We start from the raw sequence: 18,110 nt of genomic DNA, 5'->3' as shown, positions 1-18,110 counted from the left end.
GTCAAAAACAAGATGATGAAAAGGATAATAAACATACTGATTCTACTGTGCTGTATCGCATCCCTCTCCTCTTGTGGAAACTCTACAGAAGAGCGCAGCCGTGTACTGAAGATATACAACTGGGCGGACTACATCGATGAAGATGTGCTTGCCGAATTTCCCGACTGGTACAAGCAGCAGACGGGCGAAGACCTCCGTATCATCTACCAGGTGTTCGATATCAACGAAATCATGCTCACCAAAATTGAGCGCGGGCACGAGGACTTCGACGTCGTATGCCCCTCGGAGTACATCATCGAACGTATGCTCCGCAAAGACCTCCTGCTACCCATCGACCGCAACTTCGACCGCACACCGGACTACATCCCCAACGTGTCGCCCTACATCCGCCACGAGCTGAACAAGACCTCGCAACCGGAACGCCTGACCGAGGACTATGCCGTGCCCTATATGTGGGGCACCGCCGGCATCCTCTTCAACAAGAAGTTCATTACTCCCGAAGAGGCAAGCACGTGGAATATCCTCTGGACTCCCAAAAACCGTAGCAAGATACTGATGAAGGACAGCTACCGCGACGCCTACGGCACTGCCATCATTTACGCCCATGCCCGGGAACTTGCCGACAGCACCGTCACCGTAGAGCAACTGATGAACGACAACTCCCCGCAGGCCATCGCCCTTGCCGAGAAATACCTCAAGGAGATGAAACCCAACATCGCCGGCTGGGAAGCCGACTTCGGCAAGGAAATGATGACCAAGAACAAGGCGTGGATCAACTTCACCTGGAGCGGCGACGCCGTCTGGGCCATCGAGGAGGCCGATGCCGTGGGTGTGGAACTGGACTACACCGTCCCCCGCGAAGGCAGCAACATCTGGTATGACGGCTGGGTAATCCCCCGCTACGCCCGCAACGTGAAGGCAGCAAGCTATTTCATCAACTACCTCTGCCAGCCCTCCGTGGCGCTGCGCAACATGGATGCCATCGGTTACGTCAGCGCCGTCGCCACACCGGAAATCATGGAGGCGAAGACCGACACCACGCTTGACGTGCATTCCGACCTCAGCTACTTCTTCGGTCCCTTGTCCGGAGCCGACAGCCTACAGATAGACCCGGTCCAGTACCCCGACCGCCGCGTAGTGGAGCGCTGCGCCATGATACGCGACTTCGGCGACCGCACGGAACTGGTGCTCGAAATGTGGAGCCGCGTGAAAGGTGACAATCTCAATACGGGCATCGTACTGCTCATCTTCGCCGTCTTCGGTCTGCTCTTCATCTGGCTGGTATATACCAAGATACGAAAGTACAAGCAGAAACGCCGCCACCGCCTCCGCAGAAAGCGAAAAAGGAGATGATTAATACATTGTTTATCTAAAAAAACGTCAACGTGCAAGGAACTAAGAATTTGACACAAGGCCCCATCAACCGCCAGCTATTCACGCTGGCAATGCCCATCATGGCCACCTCATTCATCCAAATGGCCTACAGCCTGACAGACATGGCATGGGTAGGACGTCTGGGCAGTGAGTCCGTGGCTGCAGTAGGTGCGGTAGGCATACTGACGTGGATGTCCGGTTCCATCGCCTTGTTGAACAAGGTAGGTGCCGAAGTCAGCGTAGGCCAGTCCATCGGTGCACGCAGCGAAGAGGATGCACGCAGTTTTGCTTCACACAACATTACAATTGCCCTGCTCATCTCCGTCTGCTGGGGAGGACTGCTGTTTCTTTTCGCCCGCCCCATCCTGAACATCTTCGAACTGAAACAGCATATCACAGACGCCGCCGTGACCTATCTGCGCATCGTGTCGACGGGACTGCCGTTCGTCTTTCTCTCCGCTGCCTTCACGGGCATCTACAACGCGGCAGGACGTAGCAAGATTCCGTTCTACATCAGCGGGACGGGACTGATTATGAATATCCTCCTCGACCCTCTTTTCATCTTCGGCTTTGGCTGGGGGACGGTAGGGGCTGCACTTGCCACCTGGCTGTCCGAAGCCATGGTCTTCGGCATCTTCGTCTACAAACTCCGAGGGAAAAGCGCTGTACTCGGCGGATTCTCCTTCCTCGTCCGTCTGAAGAAGAAGTACACCCGGCGTATCTTCAAGCTCGGCCTGCCCGTGGCCACACTGAACACACTCTTTGCTTTCGTCAACATGTTCCTCTCGCGCACCGCTTCGGAGCAGGGAGGGCACATCGGACTGATGGCATTCACTACCGGAGGACAAATCGAGGCCATCACCTGGAACACTTCACAAGGATTCTCTACAGGACTGAGTACATTCATTGCACAGAACTATGCTGCCGGGCAAAAGTCGCGCGTGAAGCAGGCATGGCACACCACCCTATGGATGACGGGCGTATTCGGAAGTCTCTGCTCACTGCTCTTTATCTTCTTTGGCAGTGAAGTGTTCTCTATCTTCGTGCCCGAAGCCGAAGCCTACCGTGTGGGAGGTGACTTTCTCCGCATCGACGGTTATTCACAAATGTTCATGATGATGGAAATCACCATGCAAGGTGTGTTCTACGGACTGGGACGGACGGTACCGCCTGCTATTGTCAGTATCGGATGCAACTATATGCGCATTCCGGTAGCATTGCTACTGGTACATATGGGTATGGGAGTGGACGCCATCTGGTGGGCAGTGAGTGGAACCACCATTGCCAAAGGTCTGATACTGACAGCCTGGTTCATATCCATCAAAAGGAAAATTCTCTAAAAAAGAACAGAACTGACGAACTTTAGGAAGAGAAATATGGTTATATATACATAAATTTGCAACATTAAAGATAAGATCAACTTTTAAAGAAAAAAGAGTTATGAAGAAAATGAAATTTACAGTATTGTTTTTATGCAGTGCATTGCTGCTGGGCAGTTGCGGCACCATGAACAACAAGGCAAAAGGTGGAATAATCGGTGGTGGTTCCGGCGCAGCGGCAGGTGCCATTATCGGCGGACTGATAGGTAAAGGCAAGGGGGCAGCCATTGGCGCGGCAGTAGGCGCGGCAGTAGGTACAGGTGCCGGTGTTGCCATCGGACACAAAATGGACAAGAAGGCTGCCGAAGCTGCCAAGATTGAAGGTGCCCAAGTGGAGCAGGTAACGGATGCCAACGGCTTGCCGGCTGTCAAAGTATCCTTTGCGGCAGGTATTCTGTTCGGCTTCAACTCCGCAGCACTGAGCAACGAGGCAAAGGCCTCCCTGCGCGAACTTGCACAGATTCTGAAGGAAGACCCGACAACGGACATTGCCATCATCGGCCATACCGACAAGGTGGGTACCTACGAAGCCAACATGAAGGTTTCCAAGAACCGCGCCTATGCTGTAGAAAACTATTTGCAGGATTGCGGTGTATCTCCTGCCCAGTTCAAGAAAGTGGAAGGCGTGGGATACAACGAATACGATGAAAGTCTGTCTGCCGACCAGAACCGACGCGTAGAGGTATATATGTATGCCAGCGAACAGATGATTAAGAATGCGGAGGCGAATAATTAATGTGCTAATGTGATCAATGTGCCAATGTGCTAATTGGCATATTGACACATTAATCACATTGACATATTAGTACATTAATCACACTGGCACTCTCTCCATGAAACTCCCGAAACCTTTGCGGTTCCTCCGCAACATCATATTATTCTTCTTTATTTCCACTATCCTGGCGGTAGTGGTTTATCGTTTTGTACCCGTCTACATCACGCCATTGATGGTTATCCGCAGCGTGCAGCAAGTCTTCAAGGGCGAAAGTCCCCGTTGGCACCATACTTGGGTATCTTCCGACAAGATATCCCCTCACCTGCCGATGGCCGTCATTGCTTCGGAAGACAACCGGTTTGCCACACACAACGGGTTCGATTTCATTGAGATACAGAAAGCGATAAAGGAGAATGAAACAAGAAAACGGAAACGGGGCGCCAGTACTATCAGCCAGCAGACGGCAAAGAATGTATTCCTATGGCCCCAATCTTCCTGGGTACGCAAAGGACTGGAAGCCTACTTCACCGTACTGATAGAATTCTTCTGGTCCAAAGAACGTATCATGGAGGTCTATCTCAACTCCATCGAAATGGGGAAAGGCATCTATGGCGCACAAGCCGCCGCCAAATACAAGTTCAAGACTACAGCAGCCAAACTCTCTGCCGGACAATGTGCACTGATAGCAGCCACACTACCCAACCCCATACGCTTCGACTCAGCACACCCCTCCCCTTACATAAAGAAAAGGCAAGGACAGATTCTACGATTGATGAAACTGATACCCAAATTCCAGCTAAATGAGAAACAGACAAAAGAATAAAAATAGGACGTGCCCAAAGTACATGAGCACTTTCATAATGTTATTCTGCGTAATCCGCGCCTAAAAAAAAGCGTTCAAAGGGGGTTGATACATCCCCTTTAATTTTTAATTAATACGCATGGCCTCCCTCTCCCATCTCCTTCGCATCAATCTTACGATTATCAATGCTGCGCCATGCATAGAAGATATAGGCAAGAACGAAAGGAACAAGGATAGAGACATAAGCCATAACCTTCAGTGTGAACTGGCTCGAACAACTGTTTGCCAACGTCAGCGAGCTTTGTAAGTCGTGGGTGGAAGGATAATAGGCTGTATTGTTATAGCCTGCCACAAGCAGCAATGCCAATACCGCAAGCACCGTCCCTGCACCGGCAAACCAGATTCCCTTGTCGAACGTCGGCTTCCACAGCGTACGGATGATGCCCCAAAGCACAGCCACCACACCAATCAGGAATACAAACAGCACTACCGGCATCTGCAAGAAGTTCGTCAGATACTTGTAAGGTTCCATGAACACCTCTCCCGTTTCCGGACGGACAGCGTAGCCGTCGGCCACCAGTGTACGGATGACGAAGGCCAGGAAGAACACCAGGAACAATGCCGTATTTCCCCAGAGTGCCCGGCGGCAGCGTCTCACCAAGTCGTCCTCATTGATGTTATTAATAAAATAGAGCGCCCCCAAGATGCGCGCCAGGAAGAACACAGCCAGCCCGAGCACCACATTCCACGGATTGAGCAGCGCATCCAGCCCGTGTCCTGCATTGGCCCACTGACTGATGACCGGCATCACCGTATCTGCCATATTCCCTTTATTGATGTAAAATTCGGACCCCGTGAAGAACGTGGCCACTGCCCCACCCAGCAATACCGGACCTACCACTCCGTTTATCACCAGGAACGTGCGATACGTTGTCTTGCCCAGCAGATTTCCCGCCTTCGACTGGAACTCGTAGCTGACAGCCTGCAACACAAAGCTGAACAGAATAATCATCCACAACCAATAGGCTCCTCCGAAACTCGTACTATAGAACAACGGAAACGAAGCAAAGAACGCGCCTCCAAACGTGACGAGCGTTGTAAACGTAAACTCCCATTTCCGTCCCGTAGAATTAATCATCATCTTCTTTTGCTCCTCCGTCTTCCCCAGACAGAACAGAAGCGAATTACCTCCCTGCACAAACAGCAGGAATACCAGCAGTGCTCCCAGCAAGGAGACTACGAACCACCAATAGTGTTGAAGAAAAATATAGGTATTCATTGTGAATTATGAATTATAAGTTATGAGTTATGTTATGAATTATGCGTTTCTGTTTCCGGGCCTTTGCGAATGGCCTTCAGCATAATTCCCACCTCGGCAATCAGCATGACAGTGAAAAGTACCAGAAAGATAAAGAACGTGGTCTGCACGGAACCGACATCCAACTTGGAAATGGCGGCACTTGTGGGCAGCATGTCTTGGATGGCCCACGGCTGGCGACCACATTCGGCAACCACCCATCCGGCTTGTCCGGCCAGATAGCCCAGCGGAATGGTGAGCATGGCCACCCAATGCATCCACGGCATCCGCGACAAGTCTTTCTTATAGGCCAGGAACAGCACCACGATAAAGAAGAGGATGAAATATCCACCCAACATCACCATCACACGGAACATGTAGAACGTAAGAGGCACATTCGGCACCAATTCGTTCACATCCTTGATATAACCGTAACCGAAATAGGCTACATTATCTTTCAACACTTTGGCAGCCACCTCCGCATCCGCCTCATTGCCCGCAGCCTTGGCTGCACGATAGGCGGCAAACGCACTGATGGCCGTTTTCCCTTTTTCTATTTTCTCTTCTGCCGAAAGCGCCACAGTACCGTCCTTCAACGGGTATCCGCCTTTCAGCAGGTCATTGATGCCGGGAACAAAGGCATCCGTCTTCCGTTCGGCAAGCAACGACAACATCTTAGGGATTTCCACACGGAAAAGGAATGGGTCTACTCCGTCTTGCGGCGTCTGCTTGGCAGGATTCAGCAGCCCGAACGCTACCAATCCGGCACCTTGCCGCCCTTCATAATAACCTTCCATAGCAGCCAACTTCATCGGCTGCTTTTGCGCCACTTGATAGCCGGAGCCATCGCCCGTCCAGGCAGACAGCACGGCGGCACACAGACCTACCCATGCGGCAATCTTTACACTTGCCAGCGCAAATTTCTTCTCGCGCTTCTTCCACAGATACCAGCAGCTCACCCCCACTACAAACACGGCAGCCAGTACCCAGCCGGACAGCACACTGTGGAAGAACTTGTTGACAGCCATCGGCGAAGTGGCCACAGCCCAGAAGTCCACCATCTCGTTGCGTGCCGTATCGGGATTGAACTCCATGCCTACGGGATTCTGCATCCACGCATTGGCAACCAGAATCCACCAGGCGGAAATCGTGGCGCCCAGCCCCGTAAGCCAGGTAGATGCTAGGTGGAAACGCTTGCTCACCTTATCCCAGCCGAAGAACATGACGGCGATAAACGTTGCTTCCATAAAAAAAGCCAAAATACCCTCGATGGCAAGCGGTGCACCAAAGATATCGCCCACAAACCAACTGTAATTACTCCAGTTCGTACCGAATTCAAATTCCAGAATGATACCGGTTGCTACACCAATGGCAAAGTTGATACCGAAAATCTTCATCCAGAATTTAGCAGTACGTTTCCAAAATTCGTCACCCGTACGGTAGTACGCCGTTTCCATGATGCCCATAATTACCGCCAGTCCAAGTGTCAGCGGCACAAAAATCCAGTGATAGATGGCGGTCAAGGCAAATTGGGCTCTCGACCAGTCAATCAGAGAAGTGTCAATGTGTCCAAGCATAAGAATCAAGTTATGAGTTATAAGTTATGAGTTATTGAGTTACTAAGTTATTGGGTTGTCGAGTAAGAACACAGAGACACGGAGAATTTATAAAGGCAAGGACATAAACTCTGTGGCTCTGTGTCTCCGTATTTAGTCACCCAGGCTCCGGTGGATAAGTTCATTACTAACATAGCCTTCTTTGTCGTCACCCACCACGGGAGTATTCAGAAACCGTGGGAAGAAGAAAAGACGGAGAATAAAAAACGTGATGAATAACTTCACAAGGATGATAAGCCACAAAGTACGCCCTAACGTCATACTTCGAAAACCTTCCAGATAAAAACGCCAAATGTTTACCGCAGTTCGTTTCATGCTGATAAAATTATAATGATTACAAATATAAAATACTTTTATATAAAGAACAAATAAAAAGGTGAAAAGTTGAACAGAAAAAAGACTTCTCCCATTCATCGGTACAAAAAAGATTTTAGGCGAGGAAAATTCCCCCAACGTCTATCACTTTTGCAATCCTCTCTCCCCCCCCACTACATTTGCCAATGTAAAACCATAGAATAACGAAGATATGACGAACGTAAAGAGATTGACAGTGATAGCGCTATGTGTGGCAAGCTGCATGGGAGTGGCCGCCCAAAACGACACTTCCGCGCAAACGCCCGGCAGCTCCGGGCAGCTTGCCGACAGCCTGCCCGCCCAATGGGATTTGCAGACCTGCATCGACTATGCTTTGCAACAAAACATCACCATCCGCAAGAACCGCCTCAGCGCGGAAAGTGCCCAGGTAGATGTAAAGACCGCCCGAGCCGCCCTCTTCCCCAATCTTTCAGCCAGTGTGAGCCAGCGTGTCGTAAATCGCCCGAAGAGCAAGACAAACACCATCATTGACGGCGACAACATCACCAGCAGCCAGAGCAAGACTTCCTACAACGGCAGCTACGGCATCGATGCCAATTGGACCCTCTACAACGGCGGAAAGCGCCTCAACACCATCAAACAGCAGCAACTGAACAACCGCGTTGCCGAGCTCAACGTGGCCCAAAGCGAAAACAGCATTAAGGAAAGCATCGCACAGACCTACGTACAGATACTCTATGCCTCCGAAGCCGTGAAAGTGAATGAATCGACTCTGGAAGTGAGCCAGGCCGAATGCGAACGTGCCCGCCAACTTCTTGAAGCAGGAAGCATCGCCAAAAGCGACCTGGCACAACTGGAAGCGCAGGTAAGCACCGACAAGTACCAACTGGTGACAGCGCAAGCCACCCTACAAGATTACAAACTGCAACTGAAACAACTCCTGGAACTGGACGGCGAATCCGAGATGAACCTCTACATCCCCGCCCTCGGCACGGAAAATGTACTGGCACCCCTGCCCACCAAAACGGACGTTTACCGATCCGCTCTCGTGCTCCGTCCGGAAATAGAAGCCGGCAAGCTGAACATACAGACATCCGACCTCGACATCAAAATTGCCCGTGCTGGCTATCTGCCCACACTGAGCCTCAGTGCTGGTATCGGAACCAGCCATGCCAACGGTAATGACTTCACCTTCAGCGAGCAAGTCAAACAGAACTGGAACAACTCGCTGGGCTTCACCGTAAGCGTGCCCATCTTCAGCAACCGGCAGACCAAGAGTGCCGTAGAGAAAGCCAAGATTCAGAAACAGACCAGCGAACTGGACCTGCTGGACAACCAAAAAACGCTGTACAAGACCATCGAAACCCTCTGGCTCGATGCCAACAGCGCCCAGCAGCGCTACGCCGCTGCCACGGAGAAGCTGAAAAGCACACAAACCAGCTATGAACTGATTCAGGAGCAGTTCAACCTAGGCATGAAGAATACCGTAGAACTGCTGACGGAAAAAAGCAATCTGCTCAGCGCACAGCAGGAGACACTGCAAGCCAAATACATGGCGATACTGAACATGCAACTGCTGAAATTCTATCAAGGAGAAAAAATCGAATTATAATACCTTATATATATGAACAAAAAAAGAATCATCCTCATTGCCATAGCTGCCGTTGTCATAGTGGGCGGAGGCGTATGGCTCTTCGGTGGTGCCAAGGCCAAGCACAAGGTGACCTACGCCACAGCAACCATCCATAAAGGCGAGATTTCCGAATCCGTAACCGCCACGGGAACCATCGAACCGGTGACGGAAGTGGAAGTGGGTACCCAGGTGAGCGGTATCATTGACAAGATTCATGTAGACTACAATTCTGTAGTAACCAAAGGCCAGCTCATTGCCGAGATGGACCGCGTGACACTGCAAAGCGAACTCGCTTCGCAACGCGCCGCCTACAACGGTGCAAAGGCCGAATACGAGTACCAGAAGAAACTCTACGAACGCAACAAGACGCTGAACGAAAAGCAGCTCATCGCCGCCACGGACTATGAGCAGTCCGTCTATAATTATGAGAAGGCCAAGAGCAACTACGAAAGCAGCCAGGCATCTTTGGCAAAGGCGGAACGCAACCTCTCCTACGCCACTATCACCTCTCCCATCGACGGCGTGGTCATCAGCCGCGACGTGGAAGCAGGACAGACCGTAGCTTCCGGCTTCGAGACGCCGACACTGTTCACCATCGCTGCCGACCTGACGCAGATGCAGGTTGTGGCCGACGTGGATGAAGCCGACATAGGCGGTGTGGAAGAGGGACAGCGCGCCACGTTTACCGTAGACGCCTACCCGAATGACGTGTTCGAAGGAGTGGTCACACAAATCCGTCTAGGAGATGCCAGCTCAAGCAGCACGTCGAGCGCCAGCACCAGCACGGTTGTGACCTACGAAGTAGTCATCTCCGCCCACAACCCGGACCTGAAACTGAAACCACGCCTGACAGCTAACGTCACCATCTTCACCCTCGACCGCAAAGACGTACTGTGCGCTCCTGCCCGTGCCCTGCGCTTCAACCCCGAAAAACCGCTTATCGGAGACAACGATATTGTGAAGGATTGCGAAGGGGAGCATAAACTCTGGACCCGCGAAGGCAACACCTTTACCGCCCATCCGGTGAAAATCGGTATCTCCAACGGAGTCAACACGGAAATCATCAGCGGCATTAACGAAGGTACCGTAGTGGTGACCGAAGCCACCATCGGCAGCATGCCCGGCAGCGGCGCTCCGGACATGAGTCAGGAAGCTCCCGGCGGCGAGAAGAGTCCGTTCATGCCTGGCCCTCCGGGAAGTAAGAAGAAGAACGGAAAATAATACAAAGAAAAGAATTATGAATAAAGCAGTCATTGAACTTCAAAATATCAAACGCAACTTCCAGGTGGGGGACGAAACTGTACATGCCCTACGCGGCGTCTCGTTCACCATCCGTGAAGGTGAGTTTGTCACCATCATGGGTACATCGGGCTCCGGGAAGTCGACCTTGCTGAATACGCTCGGCTGCCTGGACACGCCCACCAGCGGAGAGTACCTGCTGGACGGCATCTCCGTACGCACCATGAGCAAGCCTCAACGTGCCGTATTGCGCAACCGTAAAATCGGGTTCGTATTCCAGAGCTACAACCTGTTGCCTAAAACCACTGCCGTGGAGAATGTAGAGCTACCGCTGATGTACAACTCCTCCGTCTCGGCTTCCGAAAGGCGGAGACGTGCCATCGAAGCCCTGCAAGCCGTGGGGCTGGGAGACCGGCTGGAACATAAATCCAATCAAATGTCCGGCGGTCAGATGCAACGCGTAGCCATCGCCCGCGCCTTGGTGAACAATCCCGCCGTTATCCTGGCAGACGAAGCCACGGGTAACCTGGACACCCGCACCTCTTTCGAGATTCTGGTACTGTTCCAAAAGCTGCATGCCGAAGGACGCACCATCATCTTCGTCACCCACAACCCCGAAATAGCCCAGTACAGCAGCCGCAACATCGTGCTGCGCGACGGACAAATCAAGGACGATACCATCAACACCCAAATCCAGAATGCAGCCGAAGCCCTGGCAGCATTGCCTAAACAAGAGGAGGAATGAGGGATAAGGGATTAAGGATTAGGGATTAATTTTAAACTTTCCATTAAAACGATATGAACGGAACAAACCTTTTCAAAATAGCCTTGCGAGCCTTGAACAACAACAAGCTGCGCGCATTCCTCACCATGCTGGGCATCATCATCGGTGTGGCGTCCGTCATCACGATGCTTGCCATCGGACAAGGTTCGAAGAAAAGCATCCAAGCGCAAATCTCCGAGATGGGCTCCAACATGATTATGATTCACCCCGGTGCCGACATGCGCGGCGGTGTCCGCCAAGACCCCAGCGCCATGCAGACACTGAAGCTGACCGACTATGAAGCTTTGCGTAATGAAACCAACTTCCTGGCTGCCGTCAGCCCCAATGTCTCCTCCAGCGGACAGCTCATCGCAGGCAACAACAACTACCCCTCCTCCGTGAGCGGCGTGGGCACGGACTATCTCGAAATCCGGCAGCTCAGCGTGGAGAACGGCGAGATGTTTACCGAAACCGACATACAGACCTCCGCCAAGGTGTGTGTCATCGGAAAGACCATCCAAGACAACCTTTTCCCCGGTGGAGAAGACCCCGTAGGACGTATCATACGTTTCAACCAAATTCCTTTCCGCGTGGTGGGCGTACTGAAATCTAAAGGCTACAACTCCATGGGCATGGACCAGGATGACGTCGTACTTGCCCCTTACAGCACCGTGATGAAACGCCTGCTGGCACAGACCTACCTTAGCGGCATCTTCGCCTCCGCCCTCACCGAGGACATGACGGACAATGCCACCGACGAAATCACCGAGATACTGCGCCGCAACCACAAGCTGAAGGAGAGTGACGATGACGACTTCACTATCCGCAGCCAGCAGGAGCTCAGCACCATGCTGAACTCCACTACCGACCTGATGACCACGCTGCTTGCCTGCATCGCCGGCATATCGCTCGTAGTGGGCGGCATCGGCATTATGAACATCATGTACGTATCGGTGACGGAGCGTACACGCGAAATCGGTCTGCGCATGAGTGTAGGCGCACGCGGTGTCGACATCTTGAGCCAGTTCCTTATCGAAGCCATCCTTATCAGCATCACCGGAGGCATCATCGGCGTCATCATAGGATGCGGAGCCAGCTGGATAGTGAAGAGCGTTGCCCACTGGCCCATCTTCATCCAGCCGTGGAGCGTATTCCTCTCCTTCGCCGTATGTACCGTCACCGGAGTGTTCTTCGGTTGGTATCCCGCCAAGAAAGCTGCCGACCTCGACCCGATAGAGGCCATACGCTACGAATAACCTATCTCTCTCTTGCCAGAAGTTATCAAAACACGTCCTAAGTATTAAAGAAAAACTTTCTAAGTATTAAGAAAAAACTTTCTGCCAATAAAGAGAAAAGTTATGCCGAATTAAGGATAATGTCTATCCCAAGCTTTGGGATAGACATCCGCAAGCTTGGGATACATATCCGCAACCTGGAAACGCTTATCCGCAACCTGCGAACAGAGATTTGCTTCGCAGGCGGTGGATATTTCCAATATCCATCTAAAATCGCTATCTTTGTATTATGATGAAACAACAGCTCCCTAACCCACGCCACCGCGGCATCGAAATCCTGATACACATCATCGTCTGGGGTATCGTCATCGGTTTCCCCTTTCTGATGATGACACGCAGTGGCTTCAACATCAGCCTTGCGGACTATCTGCGCCACGGTAGCAGCAGTACCCTCTCGTTCTTCCTTGTATTCTACATCAACTACTGTCTCCTCATTCCCCGCTACTTGTTCGAAGGACGCATCCGGCAGTACCTCCTGCTGAACACACTGCTCATCATCTGCATTACCACCGGCGCCCACCTTTGGCAAGAATACACATTCCAGAACCATCTGCGCGGCGATGATGACGGTCAGCACATGGGTCCTCCCAAATGGATATTCATCTTGCGCGATGTCTCGACCATGATTCTCACCGCCGGCCTCAGCGCTGCCATCAAGCTGAGCCGCCGCTGGGCGCAGATGGACGCCGCCCGCCGCGAAGCCGAGAAAAGCCGCACGGAAGCCGAGTTGAAGAACCTGCGCAACCAGCTCAACCCGCATTTTCTGCTCAATACGCTGAACAACATCTACGCCCTCATCGCCTTTGACACTGACAAGGCACAGACTGCCGTGCAGGAACTGAGCCGGTTGCTACGCCATGTGCTGTATGACAATCAGCAGAACTTCGTTACCCTAGACAAGGAGATGGACTTCATCCGCAACTACATCGAACTGATGCGCATCCGCCTCTCCGCCAACGTCACTGTGGAAACAAAGATAGACGTTCGACCGGACAGCCGTACGGAAATAGCTCCGCTCATCTTTATTTCCCTCATAGAGAATGCTTTCAAACATGGCATCTCTCCCACCGAGCCCAGCTTTATCCGCATCCATTTCAGTGAAAGCCCCGGAGAGATATACTGTGAAATAACCAACAGTTACCATCCCAAAAGCATGGCGGACAAAAGCGGAAGCGGCATCGGTCTGGAGCAAGTGCGCAAACGCCTGGAGCTGACCTATCCCGGTCATTATGACTGGAAGCAAGGAGTGAGCGAAAACATGAAAGAGTATAAATCTGTTTTAATCATAAAGATATGAATCTGAAGTGTGCCATTGTAGACGACGAGCCCCTTGCTTTGGGGCTTCTGGAAAGCTACGTCAACAAAACCCCGTTTCTGGAGTTGGCCGGTAAATACTCCAGTGCCGTGCAAGCCATCAAGGAGTTGCCCGAAAAGCACATCGACCTGCTTTTCCTCGACATCCAGATGCCCGAACTGAACGGACTCGAATTTTCAAAGATGGTCGATTTCAATACCCGCATAGTCTTCACCACCGCCTTCGACCAATACGCCATAGACGGTTACAAAGTCAATGCGCTGGACTACTTGCTGAAACCCATCTCCTACATCGACTTTCTGCAGGCTGCCAACAAGGCTGTACAATGGTTCGAACTGCTGCAACAGCCAAAGGAAGAAATTCAGAGTATTTTCGTAAAGAGCGAGTATAAGCTGGTACAAATCGAACTAAGTAAAATTCTGTACATAGAGGGGCTGAAAGACTATCTTAAAATCTACGAGGAAGATTCCCCCAAGCCCATCTTGTCTTTAATGAGCATGAAGGCTATGGAGGAACTCCTGCCCACCTCGCGTTTCATGCGCGTTCACCGTTCCTACATTGTCCAAAAGGATAAAATACGTATTATAGACCGTGGTCGCATCGTATTCGGAAAGAATTACATCCCGATAAGCGACAGCTACAAACAAGCTTTTCAAGAATTTTTAGACCAAAGAAGCTAAAAAAATCGACCAATCCGTCGATAAAATCGGAAAAGCCGTCGATTTATTATAGAATCCTTTTGCAGATTAAAATATGTTTTTTTATCTTTGCGCTGAACAGATAGGAGTTGTGAAACTCCCCCAATAGAATAGTTTAGTTAAGTCTAGTTTAGTTTTTGTGTGAAGCACTTCCTCCGTAAGCGAACGTTGGAAGTGCTTTTTTAGGTGCAACAAGTACTTACGAAAAACAAGCAAATTAAAAATAGTTTCACTTTTGGGGCTAAATAATTGCCGAAAAATTGCAAAAACAAAAATAAATCAGAAAAGCTATATAGACCTGCATCAAAAACATTTGTAAAGTATGAGGGCGATTTGCAGAAGTGGAATTAGACCATTCGAGCGTACCTGGGATTTTTATATCAATTACCCAATATCAGCTCCCAGTTATCCATAATGGCCATCTCTCAATGTAGCACATCAGGCTGATAAATTGTATAATTTATTCAAAAGCAATAAAATCTATGCACAGCTCTACCTTACTTAAATATTATTTGTAGACTTTTATATATTTTGTCCTGTTTTATAAAAAAACATGTCATACTTTTGCATATATAAATGTTCTCCTGAACATTTTACATTTTTATTCTTTTGTGTCTGTGAAGACACAAAAAATGTTTGTTTTGTTTGTATCATCCTCTCTTTTAGCGAAAAGAGAGGATGACTTTTATTATACTTAAGATATGAAAAGAGCGACTATTTAGCCGCTCCTTCTATTATTTCCTTCAACCGACACAATCTATCAATGGCCGGATTATAGAATGCATCCGGATAATGTTGCTTAATATCGCAGATATTCGCATTAACATACAGAGAGGTGTCAAAGATATGTTCCGCCTCACTTAGCATCACCTTTTTGGGTAATTGGGCTGTTTGTGCCCATTCAATTATTACCTTGACGGATTCCTCGTCGTATGCATATTTACTCTCTTCTGCCATAATTGCTTTATCTAATCATTTATAATTGAAAATACGTATCGTTCGCCATATCAACGGCATCCTCCAGACTACCGCCGTTCTCCTCCACAAATGCAACTATGGTATCCAAGAGCTCATCAAAGGAAGGCATGCTCTCATTCGTTGTCTTTTGAATATAGTCTTCCTTTGTAAAAGCTATATTCTCTATCAATTCAGTTTTCATTGAAATAAGCAGATATAATTACACAAAGGTAAGGAGATTCGGAATATAAAAAAATATCAGTGTGATTTCCATAGTAAAAAAACAGAGGACTTGACTATAAATTCAGAACACTCATCCTTTAAAAAGATAAAAGCAGGCATTATATTTGTACACATGAAGCCGTGAGGCTTATGATTCTTGTTTAGCTGTATAAAGCCTTCCCTCCTCAATCTAAAGAAGAGAAGGCTTTCATTATGAAACAAAAAGCCTCGACATAAGCCGAGGCACACTATACAATAAAAAAATACCGCATTTGTCATAAACTTGTTAAATGCCCAATTCCAAATGGATATAGCTTCATAGCGACAACCAGTTATTCCCCTGCTTGGATAACTCAAATTATGAGTACAATGGGAGGAAACGGAGGTATAAGAACTTTCGTGCGTTTACTTGGAGCGAATGGGAGTCAGTAGCTCTTACTTAAAACTGTGGAGTTATTCTACAATACTGTGGAATGCGCCACGATATTCCACAAGGAAGTAAAAAAGAGTTTGCTTTATATTGCTGAAAATGAATGCAACATTGTTACATTGCCATTTTGGCATCAATTTTGTACTATGGTTTATGTCCTAAAATTTATCAGTAACTTATAGTTGTTATGGTTAGACAATAGGTATTAGTTTCATTAAGGTTTAAAGTTATTTTGTTCATATTGATTTTCATTCGGAAACTCTCTTTGTTTAGTATTGCATCCCGGTCTGTGAAGTATCGGGATGTTTTTACCTTGGAGGATTGCGGTTTTCGACTAAATACTATAACTTTGTATAGTTAGCCGATATAATACTATTTTATTCTTTGGAATAATGAAAGTATTCTCAGCCTGTGAGGGTCGGATGCTTTTGGTGGGTAATGCCGCCAATTATTCCAGTTAAGTGTTTAGGTTTTATGTTGTCTGCCCCATGAACGGACAGCATTGACAAAAAGTATTTTACCCGTTCTATCCGTGACGGCTTGGACGGGTTACAAGAGAATTCAAACAAGCCATTGACTTTCTATTTCTCAGCATGTCTTGTATGAGATTTGTTTCTTTGAAACAAAAGCGGTGAAAGTAAAACCGCACTCTCTATCCCACTGTAAACCAAAGAAATTATAAACAAATACATGCAGAAAGCTACGGGGATTTTTCAATGAAAAGAAGCAATTCATCCAACTGTCTTTTCCACAATTTCCATCACTACATGGCTTGACTCCAACCAGAACCAATACCACAACCAAAGCATAACTCCACCCAACCAAACAAAAGCCACATCAATATAATACAAATTTAATATCCTGCTAACCAATACACATAAGAGTTCTCCGCAAAGCACATAGGCAGCAACCATAGTAACAAACTGGTCATTGGCAACAGTTATCAAAACCAGAATGCCTATAACGGGAAGAAGGGAAATACAATCAATTAGAAGTCGTTGTTTGTCATTCATAACATAATAGAGATTAGAATACAAATATAAACATTATTTATATAAGACACCCCTCTATAACAGAAATATCTGACAAATAAGAAACAAACTATTATTACAATTATAAACCCAAAGAGTGACTATTCAGTCGCCTTTTCCATAAACAGTCAACAAATATCCACTAATCATCAGTAAAACATATATCTACTATCGCACGTTTAACAACGCTCTCTTATCTCCGACAAAACCTCAGCCACACAAAAGCTGAGGTCCAGCATGTTCCTTTCAATATATACAATCAATTAAAGCACACAATAATGGCTGAAAGTAACCAAGATAAGCATCCAACTTTCCCTCAAACATCTTCTCTAACATATCTGACTTGCAAATATTTATGACAATAGCCTGCCTTCCTACTCAGTCTTAAACTGGCTTAAAACTCTTTACTCAATAGTTCTGCAGAAACAGCTTTGTGTTCTTTAACCCAGTATCCATCGTTTTTTCAATTATAAAGGTAAAAAACAACTCGGATATCTTATATCCGAGTTATCATTTACACAATCTTATGAATGGTACCGATTTTTCATATCAATTACTTATTGACATTCATTTCCATCAATTATGTAATTTTCCCCAATAGGGAAAAAGAAAATTGTCATTCAACAGATTCACCTTTTTCGTTCAGAAGAACCGTTACCTCTTCAGCGGACTGGTCATCTTTAGTAAGAACCAATACGACTTTATAAACCTTGCCGATTTCTTTCTCTGCAACAAACACTTCTTTTATTGTAGCCCTCTCATAGTCCTTTGCCAATGTGTTTACTACAGCCTGGGGAAGATCTTTCACTTCGATTTTTGTAAATTCATCTTGGGGATCTTGCAAAGCCTGAATTACAGACTGTACTTCTGATGTAACGTGAGCAAATGCTACTGAACTACCTAATCCCACAACCACTGCTAATGCTACTAATACTTTTTTCATAATCGTAATTTTTAAATGGATATTAATTTTATGCCTTTCATTACAGTAATTATAGAACAAAACAAATGCCAAAACAGAAATGAGAA

17 protein-coding genes are annotated in these 18,110 nt (G+C 48.2%); 10 read left to right on the top strand and 7 right to left on the bottom strand.

Annotated elements, in window-relative coordinates; all coding sequences use genetic code 11:
- The first annotated feature begins 15 nt into the window (after nucleotides 1–15).
- The 4 genes from H1A11_RS04340 to mtgA all read left to right on the top strand — a co-directional run bounded on the left by H1A11_RS04340 (nucleotide 16) and on the right by mtgA (nucleotide 4,291).
- Nucleotides 16–1,353 carry an ABC transporter substrate-binding protein gene (locus H1A11_RS04340; RefSeq protein ID WP_181758073.1) on the top strand — a complete coding sequence of 446 codons (1,338 nt, stop codon included), beginning with the start codon at nucleotides 16–18 and terminating at the stop codon, nucleotides 1,351–1,353.
- 32 nt (nucleotides 1,354–1,385) lie between these two features.
- Nucleotides 1,386–2,714: an MATE family efflux transporter gene (locus H1A11_RS04335; protein ID WP_117964495.1), complete on the top strand. Its 1,329-nt coding sequence runs from the start codon at nucleotides 1,386–1,388 to the stop codon at nucleotides 2,712–2,714.
- Nucleotides 2,715–2,814: 100 nt separating this feature from the next.
- Complete coding sequence (locus H1A11_RS04330; RefSeq protein ID WP_117600594.1) at nucleotides 2,815–3,489, top strand: OmpA family protein; 675 nt, start codon at nucleotides 2,815–2,817, stop codon at nucleotides 3,487–3,489.
- Between the two features lie 97 nt (nucleotides 3,490–3,586).
- Nucleotides 3,587–4,291, top strand: coding sequence for a monofunctional biosynthetic peptidoglycan transglycosylase (gene mtgA, locus H1A11_RS04325; protein WP_117600595.1), 705 nt, complete (start codon nucleotides 3,587–3,589; stop codon nucleotides 4,289–4,291).
- A gap of 109 nt (nucleotides 4,292–4,400) precedes the next feature.
- Here the strand turns inward: mtgA and H1A11_RS04320 are convergent, their stop codons facing one another.
- The 3 genes from H1A11_RS04320 to H1A11_RS04310 all read right to left on the bottom strand — a co-directional run bounded on the left by H1A11_RS04320 (nucleotide 4,401) and on the right by H1A11_RS04310 (nucleotide 7,498).
- Nucleotides 4,401–5,549 carry a cytochrome d ubiquinol oxidase subunit II gene (locus tag H1A11_RS04320; RefSeq protein ID WP_117600596.1) on the bottom strand — a complete coding sequence of 383 codons (1,149 nt, stop codon included), beginning with the start codon at nucleotides 5,547–5,549 and terminating at the stop codon, nucleotides 4,401–4,403.
- A gap of 32 nt (nucleotides 5,550–5,581) precedes the next feature.
- The gene (locus H1A11_RS04315; RefSeq protein WP_035449218.1) at nucleotides 5,582–7,144 is read right to left on the bottom strand and encodes a cytochrome ubiquinol oxidase subunit I; all 1,563 of its coding nucleotides are present in this window, start codon (nucleotides 7,142–7,144) and stop codon (nucleotides 5,582–5,584) included.
- Nucleotides 7,145–7,276: 132 nt separating this feature from the next.
- On the bottom strand, nucleotides 7,277–7,498 hold the full coding sequence (locus H1A11_RS04310) for a DUF4492 domain-containing protein (RefSeq protein WP_181757757.1): 222 nt from the start codon (nucleotides 7,496–7,498) through the stop codon (nucleotides 7,277–7,279).
- Nucleotides 7,499–7,709: 211 nt separating this feature from the next.
- Here H1A11_RS04310 and H1A11_RS04305 point away from each other — a divergent pair, with 211 nt between their 5' ends.
- The 6 genes from H1A11_RS04305 to H1A11_RS04280 all read left to right on the top strand — a co-directional run bounded on the left by H1A11_RS04305 (nucleotide 7,710) and on the right by H1A11_RS04280 (nucleotide 14,423).
- Complete coding sequence (locus H1A11_RS04305; RefSeq protein ID WP_117600598.1) at nucleotides 7,710–9,110, top strand: TolC family protein; 1,401 nt, start codon at nucleotides 7,710–7,712, stop codon at nucleotides 9,108–9,110.
- 12 nt (nucleotides 9,111–9,122) lie between these two features.
- The gene (locus H1A11_RS04300) at nucleotides 9,123–10,352 is read left to right on the top strand and encodes an efflux RND transporter periplasmic adaptor subunit (protein WP_117966547.1); all 1,230 of its coding nucleotides are present in this window, start codon (nucleotides 9,123–9,125) and stop codon (nucleotides 10,350–10,352) included.
- 16 nt (nucleotides 10,353–10,368) lie between these two features.
- Nucleotides 10,369–11,115, top strand: a complete 747-nt coding sequence (locus H1A11_RS04295) for an ABC transporter ATP-binding protein (protein WP_005828066.1) — start codon at nucleotides 10,369–10,371, stop codon at nucleotides 11,113–11,115.
- Nucleotides 11,116–11,168: 53 nt separating this feature from the next.
- The gene (locus H1A11_RS04290) at nucleotides 11,169–12,389 is read left to right on the top strand and encodes an ABC transporter permease (RefSeq protein ID WP_117966550.1); all 1,221 of its coding nucleotides are present in this window, start codon (nucleotides 11,169–11,171) and stop codon (nucleotides 12,387–12,389) included.
- Nucleotides 12,390–12,657: 268 nt separating this feature from the next.
- Complete coding sequence (locus H1A11_RS04285; protein WP_181757756.1) at nucleotides 12,658–13,725, top strand: sensor histidine kinase; 1,068 nt, start codon at nucleotides 12,658–12,660, stop codon at nucleotides 13,723–13,725.
- The gene (locus tag H1A11_RS04280; protein WP_117600602.1) at nucleotides 13,722–14,423 is read left to right on the top strand and encodes a LytTR family DNA-binding domain-containing protein; all 702 of its coding nucleotides are present in this window, start codon (nucleotides 13,722–13,724) and stop codon (nucleotides 14,421–14,423) included. Before H1A11_RS04285 ends, H1A11_RS04280 begins: the two co-directional genes overlap by 4 nt.
- Nucleotides 14,424–15,155: 732 nt before the next feature.
- Here the strand turns inward: H1A11_RS04280 and H1A11_RS04275 are convergent.
- From H1A11_RS04275 to H1A11_RS04260, 4 genes are all read right to left on the bottom strand, one after another.
- Nucleotides 15,156–15,398: a hypothetical protein gene (locus H1A11_RS04275; protein ID WP_117600657.1), complete on the bottom strand. Its 243-nt coding sequence runs from the start codon at nucleotides 15,396–15,398 to the stop codon at nucleotides 15,156–15,158.
- A 19-nt stretch (nucleotides 15,399–15,417) separates the two neighbouring features.
- Nucleotides 15,418–15,600, bottom strand: a complete 183-nt coding sequence (locus tag H1A11_RS04270) for a hypothetical protein (RefSeq protein WP_117600658.1) — start codon at nucleotides 15,598–15,600, stop codon at nucleotides 15,418–15,420.
- 1,181 nt (nucleotides 15,601–16,781) lie between these two features.
- On the bottom strand, nucleotides 16,782–17,063 hold the full coding sequence (locus tag H1A11_RS04265) for a hypothetical protein (protein ID WP_117966556.1): 282 nt from the start codon (nucleotides 17,061–17,063) through the stop codon (nucleotides 16,782–16,784).
- A gap of 634 nt (nucleotides 17,064–17,697) precedes the next feature.
- Complete coding sequence (locus tag H1A11_RS04260; RefSeq protein WP_117600670.1) at nucleotides 17,698–18,024, bottom strand: hypothetical protein; 327 nt, start codon at nucleotides 18,022–18,024, stop codon at nucleotides 17,698–17,700.
- Between the last annotated feature and the right edge of the window lie 86 nt (nucleotides 18,025–18,110).

This window comes from Bacteroides sp. CACC 737 (assembly GCF_013874375.1).
GTDB lineage: Bacteria > Bacteroidota > Bacteroidia > Bacteroidales > Bacteroidaceae > Bacteroides > Bacteroides uniformis.
This window is presented reverse-complemented; position numbering and strand designations above follow the sequence as displayed.